Genomic DNA, 17,521 nt, shown 5'->3' with positions numbered 1-17,521 from the left:
GTGCTCGTCATTGCGGCGGGCGCTGGCGCCGCCGCTCTCCACCGCCTTCGCCGCGCTGCCCGCGCGGGCCCGAAGCCGCGCCGCGCGGCCCGGAAGCGCCGCCGCGCGGGCCTGCCGCGGGCCGGTCGCCCTGCAGCTGCACGACCGCGCCGTCCTTGATGCGGTCGCCGCCCTCGGTCACGACGTTCTCGCCGGCCCGCAGGCCCGAGGTGATGGCCACCACCTCGGCATTGGCCTCGCCGCGCTTCACCGCGCGCATCGACACCGTGCGGTCTTCGTTGATCACATACACGTAGTCGCCGTTGGGGCCGGTGCGCACCGCCGTCACCGGCACCACCACCGCGCGCACCTTGCGCAGCAGCATCTGCACATTGACGAACTGGCTCGGGAACAGCGTGGTCTGCGCATTGCCGAAGCGCGCCTTGGCCTTCACCGTGCCGGTGGTGGTGTCGACCACGTTGTCGAGCGTCGAGAAGGTGCCGGTGTCGAGCGTCGCCGCGCGGGTGCGGTCGAAGGCGGTAACGGGCAGCGGCTCGCCCTTGGCAAGCTGCGCCTGGATGTCGGGCACGCGGTCTTGCGGCACCGAGAACTGCACGTCGATCGGGTTCATCTGCGTGATGACCGCGATGCCCGTGGTCGCGTTGGCCGTCACGGTGTTGCCCGCATCCACGGCGCGCAGGCCGATGCGGCCGGCCACCGGCGAGGTGATGCGGGTGTAGTCGAGGTTCAGCTTGGCGGCGGCCTCGGCCGCCAGGTCGGTGGTGACCGTGCCTTCGAGCTGGCGGACCAGCGCGGCCTGGGTGTCGACGTCCTGCCGCGCGATGGAGTCCTGCCCCAGCAGCGTGCGGTAGCGCCCGAGCGTGACGCGCGCGGCCTCGAGCTGCGCCTCGTCGCGCTGGCGCGTGCCGCGGGCCTGCATCAGCGCCTGCTCGTAGGGCCGCGGGTCGATGCGCGCGAGCAACTGGTTCTTTGCCACCGTCTGTCCTTCGGTGAACAGCACCTCGGTCAGCACGCCGCCGACCTGCGCCTTGAGCGTGATGGTCGCGAGCGGCGTGACGGTGCCGAGCGCATCGATGGTCACCGGCAGCTCGATTTCGCGCGCCGCCGCATTGCCCACCGTGACGGTCGCGCCACCGAAGCCCGGCCCGCCGGCGGAGCTGCCCTTGCGGTTGATGAGATACCAGGCGCCCCCTCCCAGCACCAGCAGCAGCACCAGGGCAATCAGACTGCCGAGCCAGAGCCTGCGGCGCGAGGGCGGCCGCGCAGGCGGAGACGAAGAAGGAGGAGGGGTTGCCGGTCGGACAGCAGGCGAATCGCCGGGAGAAGGCTCGGAGTTCGGAGATTCCATGGGGTGTGGCAGTGCGCAAGTACAGCCGCTAGTGAAGCGCCGGATCGTAGCGCGCCTGTCTTATGAACCGTAAAGCGCCGGTAAAGCTGCGGGGAACGGCTGCATTTCGCGCCGGCTCGCTGCAGCTGGCGCCGCCGGCTTGCATTTCGTCGCAGGCCCGTGGCGGCGGCGCAGGGGCACCGGCACAGTCCGGCCCATCGAATCGTCTTTCAACCGGAGAAACGCCATGCTGCTGCAGATCATTCTTCACACCCCCAAGTGGGTCTTCGCCATTTTCGCCCTCCTGCTGTGGCTGGGCTGCAAGCAGCTGCTGTCCGGTAGCGTGAGCCTCGCCAAGGTCACGGTGATGCCGATTGCCATGACCGGCCTTTCGCTGGCCGGCGTGATCTCGGCCTTCGGCGATTCGCCCGGCGCCCTGCTCGGCTGGGCCGTGGCGGTGGCCGCGCTGGTGCTGCTGGTGCTCCAGAACCCCCTGCCCGCCAGCACGCGCTACGACCGTGCGGCGCGCGAGTTCCATGTGGCCGGCAGCGCAATGCCGCTGGTGCTGATGATGGGCATCTTCTTCACCAAGTACGTGGTGGGCGCGTCGCTCGCCATGCACCCCGAACTGCGCCAGCAGGCCGGCTTCGCGGTCGCGGTTCCGATGCTGTACGGGGCTTTCAGCGGCATCTTCGCGGCGCGCGCCGTGCGGCTGTGGAAGCTGGCCATTGCCACCGACGCCGTGGCCGCAGACGCCCGCGCGGCCTAAGATCGCCGGCTGTTTCATCGACTGCCTCCAACCATTCGTCCATCGGAAAACCGTCATGAACTCCACACAAGCCAACATCTCCGTTCCCGACATCGAAAAGCGCGCCCGCCGCCGCGCCGGCGCCAAGATGGGCTGGTACATCCATGCCTTCGTCTACGTGCTGGTCAACCTCGGGCTCGTGGTGCTCTCCGCATCGCGCGGCCATACCTGGGCCGTGTATCCGCTCATGGGCTGGGGCCTGGGCCTGCTGGTGCATGGCGCCGTGGTCTGGTTCATTGCGCCCGGCGGCAGTTTTTATGACCGGCTGGTGGAGCGCGAACGGCGGGCGCTGCGCTCCGGGGAGCGCGGATGAGTGTTGAAGCGCTCCCTCGTTTCCGCGCGGAGAACGTCCGCGGCATGCTCCGGCATGGCCTGGTCACCGTCGTGTTCTGCTGCTTCATTGCCGCGGCGCTGACGATCACGCAGCACGGGGAATGGGGCGCGCAGATGGTGTATTCGCTCTCGATCGGGCTGATCAGCTGGCTCTTCATCGACATGGGCCGGCTGCTGATCAGCGGCCACAAGGAGATTCTCTGGCCCTCCGGCCCCTGGGGCTACCTGCTGGTGGCGGGCGGCGTGACGGTCGGCTTCCTGGGAGGCAATGCCATCGGCGACGCCTGGACCCATCAGCCGGTACTCGACTTCCACAGCTTCACCGGGCCCAGGCTCGCGACCACCATCATCATCACGGTGACGGCCACCGTCTGCATGTGCTTCTTTTTCTACAGCCTGGGCCGGAGCAAGCACATGCGCAGCCAGATCGAACTGGCCCAGCGCAATGCGACCGAGGCGCGCCTCAAGCTGCTCGAAACCCAACTCGAACCGCACATGCTGTTCAACACGCTGGCCAACCTGCGCGCCCTGATCACGGCCGATCCGCCGCGCGCCGTGGCCATGCTCGACCGCCTCAACAACTATTTGCGCATGACGCTCAGCGGCTCGCGCGCCCTGGCGCATCCGCTGTCGGCCGAGTTCGAACGGCTGGCCGACTACCTCGAGCTGATGTCCGTGCGCATGGGCGAGCGCCTGTGCTACACGCTCGATCTGCCCGATGAATTGCGCAACACGCCGGTGCCGCCGCTGCTGCTGCAGCCGCTGGTGGAAAACAGCATCCGCCACGGGCTGGAGCCCAAGGTCGAGGGCGGCAGGATCGCGGTGCGCGCGCGGCAGCTCGACGGCCGACTCATCATCGAAGTGAGCGACACCGGCATCGGCCTCGACGCGGCGCCGCCTTCCGAAGGCAGCGGCTTCGGGCTCGAGCAGGTGCGCGAACGGCTTGCCACCGTGTATGGCGACCAGGGCCGCATGAGCCTGGCCGCCGAGCCTTCGGGCGGTACCCGGACCACACTCAGTTTTCCCTTGCCGCCACGCCCATGAATCCCACCGCCCTCATCGCCGAAGACGAGCCGCTGCTCGCGCAGGCCCTCAAGGCCGAACTCGCCGCCGCATGGCCCGAGCTGCAAGTGCTCGCCACCGCGGGCGATGGCCGCGGCGCCGTGCGCGAGGCGCTGCGCCTGCTGCCGCAGGTGCTGTTCTTCGACATCCGCATGCCGGGCCTCGACGGCCTGGGTGCGGCCGCCGAGCTGGCCGACAGCTGGCCGGTCGACGCGGCGCCCATGCCGCAGCTGGTCTTCGTGACCGCCTATGACGAATACGCCGCCCGCGCCTTCGAGGCCCAGGCCATCGACTACGTGCTCAAGCCAGTGCAGCCCGAGCGCCTGCGCAAGACCGTGCTGCGGCTGCAGCAGGTGCTGGGCGCGCGCCAGCAGCCGCCGAGATCGGCCCCGGCCGCAGCCGACGAGGCGCTCGAGCGAACCCTTGCGCAGTGGCGCCAGCTGCTGGCCGCCGCAGCCGGCAACGGCTCAGTGCCGCCGCCCGCCTCCACCGCGCCGCTGAAGATGATTGCCGCCAGCGAAGCCGGCGGCAGCACCGTGCGCATGGTCCCGATCGACGAGGTGCTGTATTTCGAAGCCGCCGACAAATACATCCGCGTCCTGACCGCCACGCACGAGTACCTCATCCGCACGCCGCTCAAGCAGCTGCTGGCCCAGCTCGACCCTGACACTTTCTGGCAGGTGCACCGCGCCGTGGTGGTGCGCAGTTCGGCCGTCGAGGCGGTGCACCGCGACGAGGCCGGCAAGCTGCACCTCGACTTGCGCGGCCGGCCGGAGAAGATCCCGGTCAGCCGGCTTTACGCGCATCTGTTTCGCGCCATGTGAAATCGACAGGCACAACGCCCATGAAAAAAGCCGATCCGTGGGGATCGGCTTTTCTGGTGGGCGGATGCCCCGCAGGGCACCGCTCAGCGCCAGTGGCGATGGCCGTGGTAGTAGCCGCGCGGGCCGTAGTAGCGCGGCGGGCCGTAGTAGGCAGGCGGCGCGTAGTACACCGGGGCCGGACGGTAGTAGACCGGCGGCGGCGGACGGTAGTACACCGGGGGCGGTGCGTCGTAGTACACCGGCGCAGGGGCCGCGTAGACCGGGGCCGGGTAGTAAGCCGGAGCACCCACGCCCACGGCAACACCTGGCAGACCCACCCCGACCGACCAGCTCACGTCGCCGCGGGCACTGGCCGAAGTGGCCGCAAACAATGCACCGGCTGCCACGACACCCGCGGCGGCCCATTTGAAGAAGGTTGAACGTGTGAGGCTCATGATCTTGGACTCCTTGTTGGGGCGTTTCCCGCCCATGTAGGTATTGAACGCGCCAAATGCAAAGCGGTTGCCCGCCGCAATGTGAAGAACGTTGCCAAAGGTAACCGGCAGGGGGTGCGCTCTAGAATGCCGCAATGACCTCCCCGACCGACAAAGACAGCGCAAAAACAGCCGCTGCACCGAGTAATTTCCTGCGCCACGTGATCGAAAACGACTTGGCGCAGGGTGCCTATTCTGGCCGCAAATGGGGCGGCTCGCCCGGCGATGCCGTCCATCACGCCCAGGGCATGGCCGACCCCGCCAAGGTGCGCATGCGCTTTCCGCCCGAACCCAACGGCTACCTGCACATCGGCCACGCCAAGAGCATCTGGCTGAATTTCGAGCTCGCCAGGGAATACGGCGGCGTGTGCCACCTGCGCTTCGACGACACCAACCCGGAGAAGGAAGAGCAGGAATACGTCGATTCCATCCGCGACGCCGTCCGGTGGCTCGGCTACGAAACCCGCCTGGCCGACCGCCCCAGCGCGCCGGGCACCCTGCAGCCGCACGAATACTTCGCGAGCGACTACTTCGACTTCATGTACCGCGCCGCCGAATACCTGATCGGCGCCGGCCTGGCCTACGTGGACGAGCAAAGCGCCGAGGAAATCCGCGCCAACCGCGGCGACTTCAACACGCCCGGCACCGACAGCCCGTTCCGCAGCCGCAGCCCGGAAGAAAACCTCGCCCGCTTTCGCGCCATGCGCGATGGCCAGCTGCCCGACGGCGCCGCCATCCTGCGCGCCAAGATCGACATGGCGAGCCCCAACATCAACATGCGCGACCCCGCGCTCTACCGCATCCGCCGGGCCACCCACCACAACACCGGCGACAAGTGGTGCATCTACCCGATGTACACCTTTGCGCACCCCATCGAAGACGCGCTCGAGCAGATCACCCATTCCATCTGCACGCTCGAATTCGAAGACCAGCGCCCCTTCTACGACTGGCTGCTCGACCGCCTGGCCGAAGGCGGCCTCGTCGCCAGCCCGCATCCGCGCCAGTATGAATTCGCGCGGCTCAACGTCACCCACGTGCTTACCAGCAAGCGCAAGCTGCGCCAGCTGGTCGAAGAAAAGCATGTCGACGGCTGGGACGACCCCCGCATGCCCACCCTGGCCGGCCTGCGCCGCCGCGGCTACACGCCCGAGGCGCTGCGCCTGTTCTGCGAGCGCAGCGGCACCACCAAGTCCGGCGGCTGGATCGACTACGCAAGCCTGGAAGCCGCGCTGCGCGACACCCTCGACCCGATTGCCCCCCGCGCCATGGCCGTGCTCGATCCGGTCAAGCTCGTCATCACCAACTGGGGCGAACTGATGGGCGGCGACGGCGTGCTCGACGACTGCTCCGCTCCCGTGCACCCGCACCACCCTGAAATGGGCAAGCGCGAATTCAAGCTCGGCCGCGAGGTATGGATCGAACGCACCGACTACGAGGAAGTGCAGCCCAAGGGCTTCTTCCGCCTGTTCCCGGGCAATAAGGTGCGGCTCAAGTACGGCCACGTCATCGAATGCACCGGCGGCACCAAGGACGCGGACGGCAAGCTCCTCGAAGTGCAGGCCACGCTGGTGCCCGACACCAAGAGCGGCACGCCCGGCGCCGACGCCATCAAGGTGAAGGGCAACATCACCTGGGTGGCCGCGGCCGATGCCGTGCAGGCCGAAGTGCGGCTGTACGAGCGGCTGTTCGCGGCGGCGAATCCGGGCAGCGGAGAACTGCTCGACGAGCTGAACAAGCAGAGCCTGGAGATTTGCTCGGCGTTCGTGGAACCTTCGCTGGCCAAGGCCGAAGGCGCAGCGGCGTTCCAGTTCGAGCGGCACGGGTACTTCGTGCTCGACGCGAAGGCGAGTGCTGCCGATGGCAAGCGCGTGTTCAATCGCGCGGCGGGCATGCGGGACAGCTGGGGCAAGTAGCCGCACGATATCCTGCGGGAGCCATGAATCCCCCGAGTTCCTCCCAGCTGATCCGCTTTAACAAACCCTACGGCGTGCTCAGCCAGTTCACGCCCGAGGGCCGCTGGCGCGGCCTGAAAGACTTCATCGACATTCCCGATGTCTACGTCGCCGGCCGGCTCGATGCCGACAGCGAGGGCCTGCTGCTGCTCACCAACGACGGCCAGCTCCAGGCGCGCATCGCCGATCCGCGCTTCAAGATGGAAAAGACCTATTGGGTGCAGGTGGAAGGCGTGCCCACCGACGCGGCGCTTGCCGCGTTGCGCGGCGGCGTGCAACTCAACGACGGCCTCACGCGCCCGGCCCGCGCGCGCCTGCTCGACCCGCCGCCCGAGGTGTGGGAGCGGCAACCGCCCATTCGCGAACGCAAGAGCATCCCCACCGCTTGGATCGAGCTCGCGATCAGCGAAGGCCGCAACCGCCAGGTCCGGCGCATGACCGCCGCCGTGGGGCTGCCCACCCTGCGCCTGATCCGCGCTGCCATCGGGCCGTACACGCTCGATGGATTGGCGCCCGGCGCCTGGCTGGAGTGACGCTGGCGCGCGGCCGCTTCATTTTTTTCGATCTCTGTATGCACACCCGATTTCGTTCCCCCGACGACCTTCCCTTGCCCGCCCTGAGCCGCCGCTGCGCATTGCTGCTCGGCACACTGAGCATGCTGGCGCTCCCCGCAACCCGGGCCAGCGCCGCGCGCCCGGCGAAGCCGAAGCGGCAACACCCCGATGTCTGGCCGCACGCCTCCCAGGTGCCGGGCGGCGTCGCACGCCTGTCGCTCGGCCCTGGCGCCAAGCGCCCGGAAGCCTTTGCAGGCGACCTGCCCTTGCTCGTGCCGGGCGACGCCATCGAGTGGACGGCGCTGGTCGGCATTCCGCTCGCAGCCACGCCAGGCGAGGCCAGCATTGCGGTGCGCACCGGGAGCGGCAGCGAAAGACAGATCGCCTACACGATCGCGCCCAAGCAGTACCGCGAGCAGCGCCTCTCGGTGCCGCCGCGCACCGTCGATCTGTCGCCCGAAGACGAGGCGCGCTATGAGCGCGAACGCGCGCATCTGGCCACCGTGATGGCCACGTTCACCGACCTGCGGCCCGACGCCTCGCTGCAGATGCGCGTCCCCGTGCCGGGCCGCCGCTCCAGTTCGTTCGGCCTGCGCCGCGTGTTCAACGGGCAGTCGCGCAATCCGCACAGCGGCATGGACATCGCCGCCGGCACCGGCACGCCCGTGCTGGCGCCGCTGCCGGGACGGGTGATCGACACCGGCGACTACTTCTTCAACGGCGGCACCGTGTGGCTCGACCATGGAGGCGGACTGCTGACGATGTATTGCCACCTGAGCCGGGTCGATGTGAAGGTCGGTGATGTGCTGAAGACCGGCGAGCAGCTGGCAGCCGTGGGCGCCACCGGGCGCGTGACCGGGCCGCATCTGCATTGGTCCGTGATGCTCAATCGGGCGATGGTGGATCCGGCGTTGTTCATTGCAGCTTGAGACGGGCCCGACGCCGGCGTCGCATCGAGCCATCAAGATCGTCGCCCCCGGATTTTCCTCTGCGGCAGCCTGCCGATCTGATGGCCGACCTCAAATCGGCTTCGTCAAATACACCGCCTCGCGCCCCACGATCACCCGCTGCGCGGGCATGAAGATCGTGCACTCGTCGCACGGCGCGCGGATCTCGTCCGGGCCGTTGGTGGCGATGAGCTCGCCCTTGGCAAAGGTCTCGAAGCCGATCAGCGGGCGCACGAAGGCAAAGTCTTCCGACTTGATGACGTGCGTCTGCAGCAGCTCGAAGCGGCGCTGCGGACCGGGCACCGGCACGGCCGGGTCCTTGTCGATGAGCCCGAAATGCGCCAGGAAGTCGAGCGAGATGGCGGTGGCCAGCTCGGACGCGGAGCGCAGGAAGTGCTGGCCGCATTCGGCCACCAGCGCCACGCCCTTGCCATCGGGCAGGCCGTGGCGGCCATGCTGGATCAGCGGCGTGCCGGAGCCCAGGCCATCGGGCATCACCAGGTGCACCGACGGGCGGCCGATGGCCAGCGCCGCCTCCGCATTGCGGTCGAACGCGGGATACACCCAGAACGGGATCACCGGCTGGCTGGTGGAGTGGATGTCCAGGATGTGGTCGGCCGCGCTCACCACCGGCCGCAGCGCGCGGGCGCGGCGCAGCTCGGGGCTGTCTTCGGTGCCGTCGAGCCATTCGGGCGACCAGATGCGGTTGAGGTTGTGCACCAGCTGGCGGCTGTCGAAAGGCAGCGCCTGGTCGAAGGACTCGTAGGCCTCCACGTTGGCAAAGCTCACGGTGAGCGTGCCGATCTTCGGGCGCACCTGGGTGTCGAGCAGGTGCGTGGCGGCGGTCATGCCGCAGATTTCGTTGCCGTGCGTCAGCGCATTGATCAGCACATGCGGGCCGGGCTTGCCGGACTCGAAGCGGTGCACGTAGTCGATGCCGATGTTGCCCTTGCGGTAGGCAGAGAGGTCGCGGGGGAGGACTTCGAGGGCGGGTGGGGATTGCGTCATGGGGGCCGTTGGAATGGATCGGTGCGGTCGAGCGAGTTTGCTACAGGCCGGGCATTCGCGCTTTGCGCCGCGTTACCGGCCCATTCCACTCAGCCGTTCAGCGCACCTGCTGGTAATCCACCGGCACCCACACGTAGCCCTTGCCTTCGGCCCGCACGTGCCCCAGCCCCGGGAACGGCAGATGCGCGCTGCCCACCAGGTAGCGGCCCTTGGCCGCATCGGCATAGGCCTTCTTGCGCTCCACCGCGGCGGGCTTCGAATCGACGTCGAACGAGATCGTCACCTGCGGCTGCTCGAACTGCACGGCCGCCACGTGCATCAGGTCGCCCCACAGCACGAGCTTCTGGCCCTTGGACTCGACCAGGTAGATGTTGTGGCCCGGCGTGTGGCCGTGGGCAGGCACGGCCTTGATGCCGGGCAGCAGGTCGGTGTTGCCCTTCAGAGGCTTGAACTTGCCGGCCTCGACGTAGGGGTTCATCGAAACCATCGCGCCCTGGAAAAAGCCCTTCATTTCGGCAGAGGCCTTCTCGAGGTTGGCCTTGCTGAGCCAGAAATCGGCGTCTTCCTGGCCGGCGTGGATCGTGGCGTTGGGAAAGGCCAGCTTGCCGTCGGCGACGAGGCCGCCAACGTGGTCGCCGTGCATGTGGGTGATGAGCACGTCATCGACCTGCTCCGGCTTGTAGCCGGCGGCCTGGAGGTTGGCGCGCAGGTTGCCGACGGTCGGACCGAAGAGCGCGCCCGCGCCGGTGTCGACGAGCACCAGCTTGTCGCCGGTGTTGATGAGGTAGCCGTTCACCGATGTCTGCACCATGTCCTTTTCGAAGGAGCGGTCGAGCAGCTTGCCGACCTGGGCCTGCGTGGTGTTGGTGAGCAGCTTCTTGGGCTCGAGGTCGATGGTGCCGTCGAACAGCGCGGTGACCTCGAAGTCGCCGAGCATCATGCGGTAGAAGCCCGGCGCCTGGGTCTTGACCTGCGGGGCGCCGGCGTGGGCTGCAAACGAAAGCATCAGCATGCTGCCGGCCATTGCGGCAAGGCTGCGGCGCAGCCAGCGGGTGGATGTTGTCATGGGCTCTTCTCCTCGGGCGGTTGTAAGGGGCGCCGAGAATAGCCCACGCGCGCGAATCGTGCAGGCGTGCGGCCGCCCGGGTTGCCTATCGGCCACCGTCGCGTCGCGCGACGCAGGCTGCCAGCGCCTCGACGCCGAGCTGGTAGCACCCTTGCTGTCGGTGCACCGCAAAGCCCAGTTGCCGATTGATCGCAAGGATCGGCGCGTTGACTTCTGCGTTGTACGTGACCACGGTGCGCAGTTCGGGATGTCGCATGCATACGCATTCGAGCATGGCCGCCTTCACCCCTTTCGCGAGCGACTGGCCGCGCCAGGCACGTGCCACGGCCGTCAGGCGCTGGTGCAGGCGATCGGAAAAACGCGGATCCCACTGGGCCTCGCACATCGCGACAAGCTCGTCGTTGCCATCGACCAGCAGCACCAGGAAATGCTCGCCTCCGCTGCGGTCGAGTTCAGCGTACCAGTCTGCGTAGCCCTCCAGTTCGTAGCGCGCGGGCGGCAGTTCCAGCGCGCCGAGCGGGATGTCGTTGAACAGCGCCGAGAAAGGCGCCATCAAGCTCGCGAGCCGCGCCATCGGCGTGCGGCCCGCGTGAATCTCCCAACGCAGGCCGCTGCGAGCAGCACCTTCGGTGGCCTGCGCCTTCCAGCGGGCGAGCGTGTCCCACTCGAGGTTGTCGATCCGCATGCGGTTCTCGACCACTCGATGCTTCAGCACCGCGCCTGTCGCGGCGAGAAAGGCATGGCCTTCCGCCAGATGCGTGTTCATCGTTGCAAGGGTCTTGCCGCGTTCGCGCATGAAGGACAAGAGCGACCGCAGCATTCGGCTCGCAATACCGCGGCGGCGGTACGCGGCCAATACGCCGAGCCAGACGTCGAGGTGCGGGGCGAAGTCTTCGCTGCCTGGCGTGCCCGGGCGCCGCGCCCAGACCATCAGGTTGCCCGCGAGTTCGCCGTCGTCGAGTGCAACGAAGCGCCAGGCATCATGAAAAGGCATGCGCCGGCGCGCGGCGTGCTCGAAGTCTGCGTCGTTGGCCTGGGGCTCCCCAGGGTGGAGTTCTTCGTCGCGAATGCGCCGGTAGCGCTGAAAGCGCGCCCATTCCGAAGCGCTGGCGGTGTGGACATCGAAGCCCTGGATTTCGATCATTGCAGCCTTCTCCCTGTGTCTCGCTTCCTCCACTACGGTCGAAAACGGAGCGCGATTGTGCGGGGCGAAAGCTTCGGCAATGCCAAAGGGCAAACCGGAAGCGCATGCGAGGAGGCCATTGGCTGCGGCCTCGCCCGCCTCACCAGTTCGCTTCGCGCTCCGGCGTCGCCGAAATGTGGTGAATCGACAGGTCGGCGCCGTCGTATTCCTCTTCCTGCGTGAGCCGCAGCCCCATCGTCGCCTTGAGCGCGCCGTACACCGCCGCTCCCGCCAGCGCAGCCCACACCACGCCGATCAAAGTGCCGATGAGTTGCGCCCACACGCTCACGCCGCCGATGCCGCCCAGTGCCTGCGTGCCGAAGATGCCGGCCGCAATGCCGCCCCAGGTGCCGCACAGGCCGTGCAGCGGCCACACGCCGAGCACGTCGTCGATCTTCCATTTGTTCTGCGTGAGCGTGAACATGAAGACGAAGATGGCACCGGCCACGCCGCCGACCACCAGCGCACCCAGCGGATGCATCAGGTCGGAACCCGCGCACACGGCCACCAGCCCGGCGAGAGGCCCGTTGTAGACAAAGCCGGGGTCGTTCTTGCCCAGGGCCAGCGCCACCAGCGTGCCGCCGACCATCGCCATCAGCGAATTGACCGCCACGAGGCCGGAGATCTTGTCGATGCTCTGTGCGCTCATCACGTTGAAGCCGAACCAGCCCACGCAGAGCACCCAGGCACCGAGCGCCAGAAAAGGAATGTTCGACGGCGGATGCGCGCTCAGCGAGCCGTCGCCACGGTAGCGGTTGCGGCGCGCGCCCAGCAGCAGCACGGCCGGCAGCGCCAGCCAGCCGCCCACCGCATGCACCACCACCGAGCCGGCGAAGTCATGGAACTCGCTGCCCGTGGCCGAGGCGATCCACGCCTGGATGCCGAAGGCCTTGTTCCAGGCAATGCCCTCGTACAGCGGATAGACGAAGCCGACGATGACCGCCGTAGCGATCAGTTGCGGCCAGAACTTGGCGCGCTCCGCAATGCCGCCCGAGATGATGGCCGGAATGGCCGCCGCAAAAGTCAGCAGGAAGAAGAACTTCACGAGCTCGTAGCCGCTCCTGGCCGCAAGCTCGGTCGCGCCCACGAAGAAGTGGGTGCCGTAGGCCACGCCATAGCCCACGAGAAAGTAAACGATGGTCGAGACCGAGAAGTCGACCAGGATCTTGACCAGCGCATTGACCTGGTTCTTCTTGCGCACGGTGCCCAGTTCCAGAAAGGCGAAACCGGCATGCATGGCCAGCACCATGATCGCGCCGAGAAGGATGAACAGCGCGTCTGCGCCCTGTTTGAGTGCGTCCATTGGAGCTTCTTGCAGTTTTTGGTTTGAATTGGTGCATGCACCCGAATTGCTCGGGGCAGCGCCGCAAGAAAGCAAAAATGGTGCCTGAAGGCTCTTCTATGGTGCGCAACGATCCATTAAGGGGCCAAAGGACGCCCCAAAAGGTGCGCCCTCGGCAGGTCAGCTCGCCCCAGCGCGCAAGGCCTCGCGGTAGCGCCGGCTGCAGGGCACCGTGGTGCCATCGTGCATGTGCAGCCGGGCATCGCCGCCGTCGAGCGGCTCGATTTCCTTGATGCGGCCGAGATTGACCGCGTGGCTCCGGTGCACGCGCACGAAGTGGGCGGGGTCGAGCTGCGCCAGAAAATCGGTGAGCGTGGCGCGCAGCAGGTAGTCGTGGCCGTTGACGTGCAGGCCGACATAGTTGCCTTCGGCCTGGAGCCAATCGATGTCGCTCGCGGCAATCAGGAATTCGCGCCGCAGCTTGCGCACCAGGAAGCGCTCGGGGCGCGCGGGCGGTGCGGCCTGAGGGGTTTCAGCGGGCTCGGCGGGCGCTGCCGCCGCCTCGGGTGGGTCGAGCACGCGCGCCTCGCCCTGCAGCCGCAGCATGAACACCCCGTAGGCCCAGATGCCGAACACCATCGACAGATAGGCGCGCACGTCCTTCAGGTATTCGTAGCCCCAGCGGCCGGTCCAGCCCGCGAAGTCGTAGCGCTCGCCGACCGCCGCGTAGACCATCGCGCGCAGCGCGAACATCGCCGCCACGTGCACCACGCTGAAGACGACGCTGGCGGCCAGGTGCCACCCCAGGTAGCGCAGCAGATGGCTGTGCGCCAGCGGCGACAGCCGGCGCTGGATGGCCACCACGGCCGGCACCAGCGCCAGCAGCACGAGATGGCTCGACACCTCCCAGGTGACGATTTCCCACGCGGCGCGGGGCACCGCGCGGTCGTGCGCGTCGACCAGCGCCACGGTGGTGTTGAACACCGCCTGCAGCGCCATGAAGACGATCCAGAAGCCCACTTCCACGCGGCGGCGGATGGGTTCGTAGCGCTCGTACAGGTTCTTTCGGGAATCTCCCATGCCGGGGATTCTCGCGATCCTCGCGCCGGGTGGGCGAATTTCGTCCCCGGAGGGCACCGCTCGTCACAAAAGGCCCGCGATCCGTCCCTTGGGCGAGCCACGCGCCACGCACGAACGCAACCATCGCGCCTTCTTCTCTGGTGATTTCGAGGAGCGACCGATGAGCACAACCCCCGCCACCCTGCCCGACCGCCGCCACGACATCGACGCGCTGCGCGCGTTGGCTTTCCTGCTGGTCATCCTGTACCACGTGGCGATGTACTACGTGGCCGACTGGCCCTGGCACCTCAAGAGCCCGCATGCGGCCGAATGGCTGCAATGGCCGATGCGCGTGCTCAACCTCTGGCGCATGGACCTGGTGTTCCTGGTCTCGGGCGTGTCGCTGGGCTTCCTGAGCCGCAACCAGGGCACCTGGGGTCTGCTGCGCAGCCGCGGCGTGCGCCTGATGCTGCCGCTGGCCTTCGGCATGGCGGTGATCGTGCCCTACCAGGCCTATGCGCAGGGCGTGGCCAACGGGCTGGTCGCGCCGGGCTTCGGCGCGTTTGTGCTGCGCTATCTCTCGATGGGCGATCCGTGGCCGAAGAAAGCATTCGACGGCGCGGAGTTCGGCATCACCTGGAACCACCTCTGGTACCTGCCCTATCTGTTCAGCTACACGGCGCTCGTCGCGCTGACGCTGCCGCTGTGGAAATCGCCGGCCGGCCAGTGGATGCGCCACCGCTTCAACGGGCTGCGCGGCTGGAAGCTGCTGTTGCTGCCGGCGCTTCCGCTGCTGGTCTGGACGATGCTGCTGGCCCGGCACTTTCCGCCCACGCACAATCTGGTCCGCGACTTTCACCTGCACAGTATCTACTTCACCGTGTTCCTGTACGGCTACTGGATGGGCGTGGACACGGGCGTGTGGCGCGAACTGGAGCGCCTGCGGCGGGTGTCGCTGGCGCTGGCCGCGGCGGCGATCACCGCCTTCATCGTGCTGCGGCTCGGCGCCAAGGGTCCGCCCTCCGGCGTGCTGATGGACAGCTTGCGCATGCTCTACCTGTGGCTGGCGGTCGCCACCATCCTGGGCCACGGCCACCGCCACCTGAATCGGCCATGGCCGTGGCTGCGCTGGGCCAACGAGTCGGTGTACCCGTGGTACGTGCTGCACCAGACGCTGATCGTCGCGGGCATTGCACTGCTCGCCCCCTTTGCATTGGGCCCGGTGCTGGAGCCGGCCTTGCTGGTGGTGCTGACCATCGTCGGCTGCTGGCTGCTCACCGACGGGCCGATCCGCCGCTTCAACTGGCTGCGGCCGCTGTTCGGGCTCAAGCCCCGGCACGCCGGCGGCAAGGCCGCAGTCACTTTGCCGGCACAGCCTCTTCCACCGGAACCAGGATGGCACTCCCCGTCGCCACGAGCTTGAGGCTGTCGCCATCGCCCTGGCCATAGAGCTCGGCGGTCGCAAACACCTGCTTGCGCCCGGCCTTCACCACCTTGCCGCGCGCAATGAAGGCACGGCCCAGCGCGGGCGACAAACAGTTCACCGAAAAATGCGAGGCCAGCACCCGGCCCGCCACCGTGGCCGCCGCGAAGCCGCAGGCCGTGTCGAGCATGGCGCCGATCAGCCCCGCATGCAGGAAGCCGGCGTACTGGCCCATGTCTTCCTCGCGCCAGTCCATGCGCAGTTCGGCTTCGCCGGCGGCGGCGCGGGTGACTTCGAAGCCGGCCCAGCGATTGAAGGCGGCGGTCTTGTTGATGGCCTGGATGGTGTCGAGCATGGAATGTCTCCTTGAAGCGGAAATGCCGTGGCATGGCAGACGAACCACTCTACGAAGCACAGCCGCCATGCGTCGTCGCGCGCGTGACCGGCGGCGCCGCTGCGGTTGCGTTGGCGACAGCAATGCCGTGTCAAAAAAATTTCGCAATGGTTCAACCCCGTTGGACGAGCCCGGCCGTATGAGTGGAGACAAGCAATCCATCCACTTCCGAAGGCTATCCATGAAAGCACCCTCCGCCGCCTTTCTTTTCCGCGCCACCTTTGCCGCCACCGCCTGGCTGTCGGCCAGCGCCGGCGTCCACGCACAGGCCGCATCCGACAACTCGCGTATCACCCAGGTCAAGGTCTACCCCGGCAGCGCCACGGTGGAGCGCGTGGCGCGGGTTGCGGCCGGCAGCCGATCGGTCACCTTCGCCTGCCTGCCCGCGGGACTCGACGTGCAGAGCCTGCAGGTGTCGGCCGGCGCGTCGGTGCGCGTGGGCGACACCTCGGTGCTCAGCGAGGCGCGCGAACTTTCCTCGCGCTGCGCCACCAGCGCGCTGGACGGCCGCATCCGCGAACTCGAGGACCGGAAGGCCGCGCTGCAGGCCGAGAACGATGCGCTGGGCATGGTGACCGGCTATCTGAAAGGCCTCTCTGGCGGCAGCGGCGAATCAGCCCAGGGCGCCCGCGCGCCGATGGATGCGCGCAACCTCGCCGCCATGGCCGAGGCAATGCGCCGCACCGGGCAGGATTCGTTGCTGAAGCAGCACCAGATCCAGCGCAGCCAGGCCGACATCGACCGCCAGCTCAACCCGCTGCTGGCCGAACGCAAGCGCTCGCAAGGCGGCCATGGCGCGCAGGTGACGGCCGTGACCGTGACACTGGCCGCCAGCGCCGATGCCGACGTGAAGCTGAGCTACCAGGTCAACGGCCCCGGTTGGACGCCCAGCTACCGCGCGCTGCTCGACACCGCCACAAGCAAGGTCCGCATCGAACGCCAGGCGCTGGTGGCGCAGGCCACGGGCGAAGACTGGCGCGGCGTGAAGCTGGTGCTCTCCACCGGCCAGCCGCGCCGCGAAACCGCGGGCCGCACGCCCACCGCGTGGCGCATCGGCATCGAGCCGCCGCCGCGCGCTCAGGCGAGCAAGAGAGCTGAGCAGGCCGGCATGGCCGCCATGATGGCGGCGCCGGCGCCCGCTGCATCCGCCGATCGGCAGGCCATGGCCGAAGCGGCTGAGCCGGTCTTCGACGTGAACGTATTCGACAACAGCTTTGCCACCGAATTCGCGGTGCCGCAAAGCATCGACGTGCCCTCCAGCGGCCAGCGCGTGACGCTGGCGCTGGGCCAGCACGAAGACACGGCGAAGCTCGCCGCGCGCACCAGCCCGCGAACGGATGCCAGCGCCTTCCTGGTGGCCGAACTCGCGCAGCCGGCGGGCGTCTGGCCGGCCGGGCCGCTGCAGCTCTACCGCGACGGCAACTTCGTCGGCAGCGGCCGATGGAGCGCACCGAGCGACGCGAAGCTCACGCTCTCCTTCGGCCGCGATGAGCTGGTGCGCGTGCAGGCCGAGCCCGAGAACGACAGCCAGGGCACGGGCGGTTTTGCCGGCTCGCGCGCCGAGCGCAAGGTGCAGCGCGCCTACGTGGTGGAGAACCGCCACCGTACGCCCATCGCGGTGCAGGTGATCGAGGCTGCCCCGGTTTCGGCCGACGAACAGGTGCGCGTGGCCGCGCAGTTCTCGCCGCAGCCCGCTGAGCTGGCCTGGAACAAGCAGCCCGGGCTCGCGATGTGGCGCTTCGACCTGGAGGCCGGCAAGACCGCGCGCGTCGCGGCCGACTACACCATCGGCTATCCGAAGGACGCGCGCCTGCAGATGCGCTGAA

The 17,521-nt window shown here is 68.1% G+C and carries 17 protein-coding genes; 9 read left to right on the top strand and 8 right to left on the bottom strand.

The window, feature by feature from the left end; translation table 11 throughout:
• Positions 1-7: 7 nt before the first annotated feature.
• Positions 8-1,348, bottom strand: coding sequence for an efflux RND transporter periplasmic adaptor subunit (locus QFZ47_RS21500; protein WP_307657558.1), 1,341 nt, complete (start codon positions 1,346-1,348; stop codon positions 8-10).
• 226 nt (positions 1,349-1,574) lie between these two features.
• On the opposite strand from QFZ47_RS21500, the gene QFZ47_RS21495 reads away from it, so the two are divergent.
• From QFZ47_RS21495 to QFZ47_RS21480, 4 genes are read left to right on the top strand one after another with little or no spacing between them, the layout of a single operon-like run.
• Positions 1,575-2,096 (top strand): DUF6622 family protein, encoded by a 522-nt coding sequence (locus tag QFZ47_RS21495; protein WP_307657557.1) that lies wholly within the window; start codon positions 1,575-1,577, stop codon positions 2,094-2,096.
• A gap of 55 nt (positions 2,097-2,151) precedes the next feature.
• Complete coding sequence (locus tag QFZ47_RS21490; protein WP_307657556.1) at positions 2,152-2,448, top strand: 2TM domain-containing protein; 297 nt, start codon at positions 2,152-2,154, stop codon at positions 2,446-2,448.
• The gene (locus tag QFZ47_RS21485; RefSeq protein ID WP_307657555.1) at positions 2,445-3,512 is read left to right on the top strand and encodes a sensor histidine kinase; all 1,068 of its coding nucleotides are present in this window, start codon (positions 2,445-2,447) and stop codon (positions 3,510-3,512) included. The genes QFZ47_RS21490 and QFZ47_RS21485 overlap by 4 nt, the downstream gene beginning before the upstream one ends.
• Positions 3,509-4,354 carry a LytR/AlgR family response regulator transcription factor gene (locus QFZ47_RS21480; protein ID WP_307657553.1) on the top strand — a complete coding sequence of 282 codons (846 nt, stop codon included), beginning with the start codon at positions 3,509-3,511 and terminating at the stop codon, positions 4,352-4,354. Before QFZ47_RS21485 ends, QFZ47_RS21480 begins: the two co-directional genes overlap by 4 nt.
• 83 nt (positions 4,355-4,437) lie before the next feature.
• On the opposite strand, the gene QFZ47_RS21475 is transcribed toward QFZ47_RS21480, so the two are convergent.
• Positions 4,438-4,788: a hypothetical protein gene (locus QFZ47_RS21475; protein ID WP_307657552.1), complete on the bottom strand. Its 351-nt coding sequence runs from the start codon at positions 4,786-4,788 to the stop codon at positions 4,438-4,440.
• 134 nt (positions 4,789-4,922) lie between these two features.
• On the opposite strand from QFZ47_RS21475, the gene QFZ47_RS21470 reads away from it, so the two are divergent.
• The 3 genes from QFZ47_RS21470 to QFZ47_RS21460 are packed head-to-tail and all read left to right on the top strand — an operon-like array spanning position 4,923 to position 8,262.
• Complete coding sequence (locus QFZ47_RS21470) at positions 4,923-6,740, top strand: glutamine--tRNA ligase/YqeY domain fusion protein (RefSeq protein ID WP_307657551.1); 1,818 nt, start codon at positions 4,923-4,925, stop codon at positions 6,738-6,740.
• A gap of 23 nt (positions 6,741-6,763) precedes the next feature.
• A complete protein-coding gene (locus QFZ47_RS21465; RefSeq protein WP_307657550.1) occupies positions 6,764-7,312 on the top strand; it encodes an rRNA large subunit pseudouridine synthase E in 549 nt (182 codons plus the stop codon).
• 38 nt (positions 7,313-7,350) lie between these two features.
• Positions 7,351-8,262 carry a M23 family metallopeptidase gene (locus tag QFZ47_RS21460; RefSeq protein ID WP_307657549.1) on the top strand — a complete coding sequence of 304 codons (912 nt, stop codon included), beginning with the start codon at positions 7,351-7,353 and terminating at the stop codon, positions 8,260-8,262.
• Positions 8,263-8,352: 90 nt separating this feature from the next.
• Here the strand turns inward: QFZ47_RS21460 and QFZ47_RS21455 are convergent, their stop codons facing one another.
• From QFZ47_RS21455 to QFZ47_RS21435, 5 genes are all read right to left on the bottom strand, one after another.
• Positions 8,353-9,288 carry a M14 family metallopeptidase gene (locus tag QFZ47_RS21455; RefSeq protein ID WP_307657548.1) on the bottom strand — a complete coding sequence of 312 codons (936 nt, stop codon included), beginning with the start codon at positions 9,286-9,288 and terminating at the stop codon, positions 8,353-8,355.
• Positions 9,289-9,385: 97 nt separating this feature from the next.
• A complete protein-coding gene (locus QFZ47_RS21450) occupies positions 9,386-10,354 on the bottom strand; it encodes an MBL fold metallo-hydrolase (protein WP_307657547.1) in 969 nt (322 codons plus the stop codon).
• 85 nt (positions 10,355-10,439) lie between these two features.
• Positions 10,440-11,591 (bottom strand): GNAT family N-acetyltransferase, encoded by a 1,152-nt coding sequence (locus QFZ47_RS21445; protein ID WP_307657546.1) that lies wholly within the window; start codon positions 11,589-11,591, stop codon positions 10,440-10,442.
• A 46-nt stretch (positions 11,592-11,637) separates the two neighbouring features.
• Entirely contained in the window at positions 11,638-12,840 is a 1,203-nt protein-coding gene (locus QFZ47_RS21440; RefSeq protein ID WP_307657545.1) for an ammonium transporter, read from the bottom strand.
• A gap of 159 nt (positions 12,841-12,999) precedes the next feature.
• Complete coding sequence (locus QFZ47_RS21435; RefSeq protein ID WP_307657544.1) at positions 13,000-13,899, bottom strand: LytTR family DNA-binding domain-containing protein; 900 nt, start codon at positions 13,897-13,899, stop codon at positions 13,000-13,002.
• 160 nt (positions 13,900-14,059) lie between these two features.
• Here QFZ47_RS21435 and QFZ47_RS21430 point away from each other — a divergent pair, with 160 nt between their 5' ends.
• Complete coding sequence (locus tag QFZ47_RS21430; protein ID WP_307657543.1) at positions 14,060-15,301, top strand: acyltransferase family protein; 1,242 nt, start codon at positions 14,060-14,062, stop codon at positions 15,299-15,301.
• On the opposite strand, the gene QFZ47_RS21425 is transcribed toward QFZ47_RS21430, so the two are convergent.
• A complete protein-coding gene (locus QFZ47_RS21425; protein WP_307657542.1) occupies positions 15,237-15,656 on the bottom strand; it encodes a PaaI family thioesterase in 420 nt (139 codons plus the stop codon). The two genes, QFZ47_RS21430 and QFZ47_RS21425, sit on opposite strands and share 65 nt — an antisense overlap.
• 220 nt (positions 15,657-15,876) lie before the next feature.
• On the opposite strand from QFZ47_RS21425, the gene QFZ47_RS21420 reads away from it, so the two are divergent.
• On the top strand, positions 15,877-17,520 hold the full coding sequence (locus tag QFZ47_RS21420; RefSeq protein WP_307657541.1) for a DUF4139 domain-containing protein: 1,644 nt from the start codon (positions 15,877-15,879) through the stop codon (positions 17,518-17,520).
• Position 17,521: the final 1 nt, after the last annotated feature.

It is taken from the genome of Variovorax paradoxus (assembly GCF_030815975.1).
In the GTDB taxonomy this organism is placed as follows: domain Bacteria; phylum Pseudomonadota; class Gammaproteobacteria; order Burkholderiales; family Burkholderiaceae_C; genus Variovorax; species Variovorax paradoxus_N.
The sequence above is the reverse complement of the archived record's forward strand: the minus strand, read 5'-3'. Positions and strand labels throughout refer to the sequence as shown.

Coding starts and splice junctions, on each gene's coding strand:
- QFZ47_RS21470 (WP_307657551.1), top strand. CDS start 4,923: ATGACCTCCCCGACCGACAAAGACAGCGCAAAAACAGCCGCTGCACCG.
- QFZ47_RS21465 (WP_307657550.1), top strand. CDS start 6,764: ATGAATCCCCCGAGTTCCTCCCAGCTGATCCGCTTTAACAAACCCTAC.
- QFZ47_RS21500 (WP_307657558.1), bottom strand. CDS start 1,348: ATGGAATCTCCGAACTCCGAGCCTTCTCCCGGCGATTCGCCTGCTGTC.
- QFZ47_RS21485 (WP_307657555.1), top strand. CDS start 2,445: ATGAGTGTTGAAGCGCTCCCTCGTTTCCGCGCGGAGAACGTCCGCGGC.
- QFZ47_RS21460 (WP_307657549.1), top strand. CDS start 7,351: ATGCACACCCGATTTCGTTCCCCCGACGACCTTCCCTTGCCCGCCCTG.
- QFZ47_RS21450 (WP_307657547.1), bottom strand. CDS start 10,354: ATGACAACATCCACCCGCTGGCTGCGCCGCAGCCTTGCCGCAATGGCC.
- QFZ47_RS21490 (WP_307657556.1), top strand. CDS start 2,152: ATGAACTCCACACAAGCCAACATCTCCGTTCCCGACATCGAAAAGCGC.
- QFZ47_RS21435 (WP_307657544.1), bottom strand. CDS start 13,899: ATGGGAGATTCCCGAAAGAACCTGTACGAGCGCTACGAACCCATCCGC.
- QFZ47_RS21430 (WP_307657543.1), top strand. CDS start 14,060: ATGAGCACAACCCCCGCCACCCTGCCCGACCGCCGCCACGACATCGAC.
- QFZ47_RS21420 (WP_307657541.1), top strand. CDS start 15,877: ATGAAAGCACCCTCCGCCGCCTTTCTTTTCCGCGCCACCTTTGCCGCC.
- QFZ47_RS21440 (WP_307657545.1), bottom strand. CDS start 12,840: ATGGACGCACTCAAACAGGGCGCAGACGCGCTGTTCATCCTTCTCGGC.
- QFZ47_RS21455 (WP_307657548.1), bottom strand. CDS start 9,288: ATGACGCAATCCCCACCCGCCCTCGAAGTCCTCCCCCGCGACCTCTCT.
- QFZ47_RS21425 (WP_307657542.1), bottom strand. CDS start 15,656: ATGCTCGACACCATCCAGGCCATCAACAAGACCGCCGCCTTCAATCGC.
- QFZ47_RS21480 (WP_307657553.1), top strand. CDS start 3,509: ATGAATCCCACCGCCCTCATCGCCGAAGACGAGCCGCTGCTCGCGCAG.
- QFZ47_RS21475 (WP_307657552.1), bottom strand. CDS start 4,788: ATGAGCCTCACACGTTCAACCTTCTTCAAATGGGCCGCCGCGGGTGTC.
- QFZ47_RS21495 (WP_307657557.1), top strand. CDS start 1,575: ATGCTGCTGCAGATCATTCTTCACACCCCCAAGTGGGTCTTCGCCATT.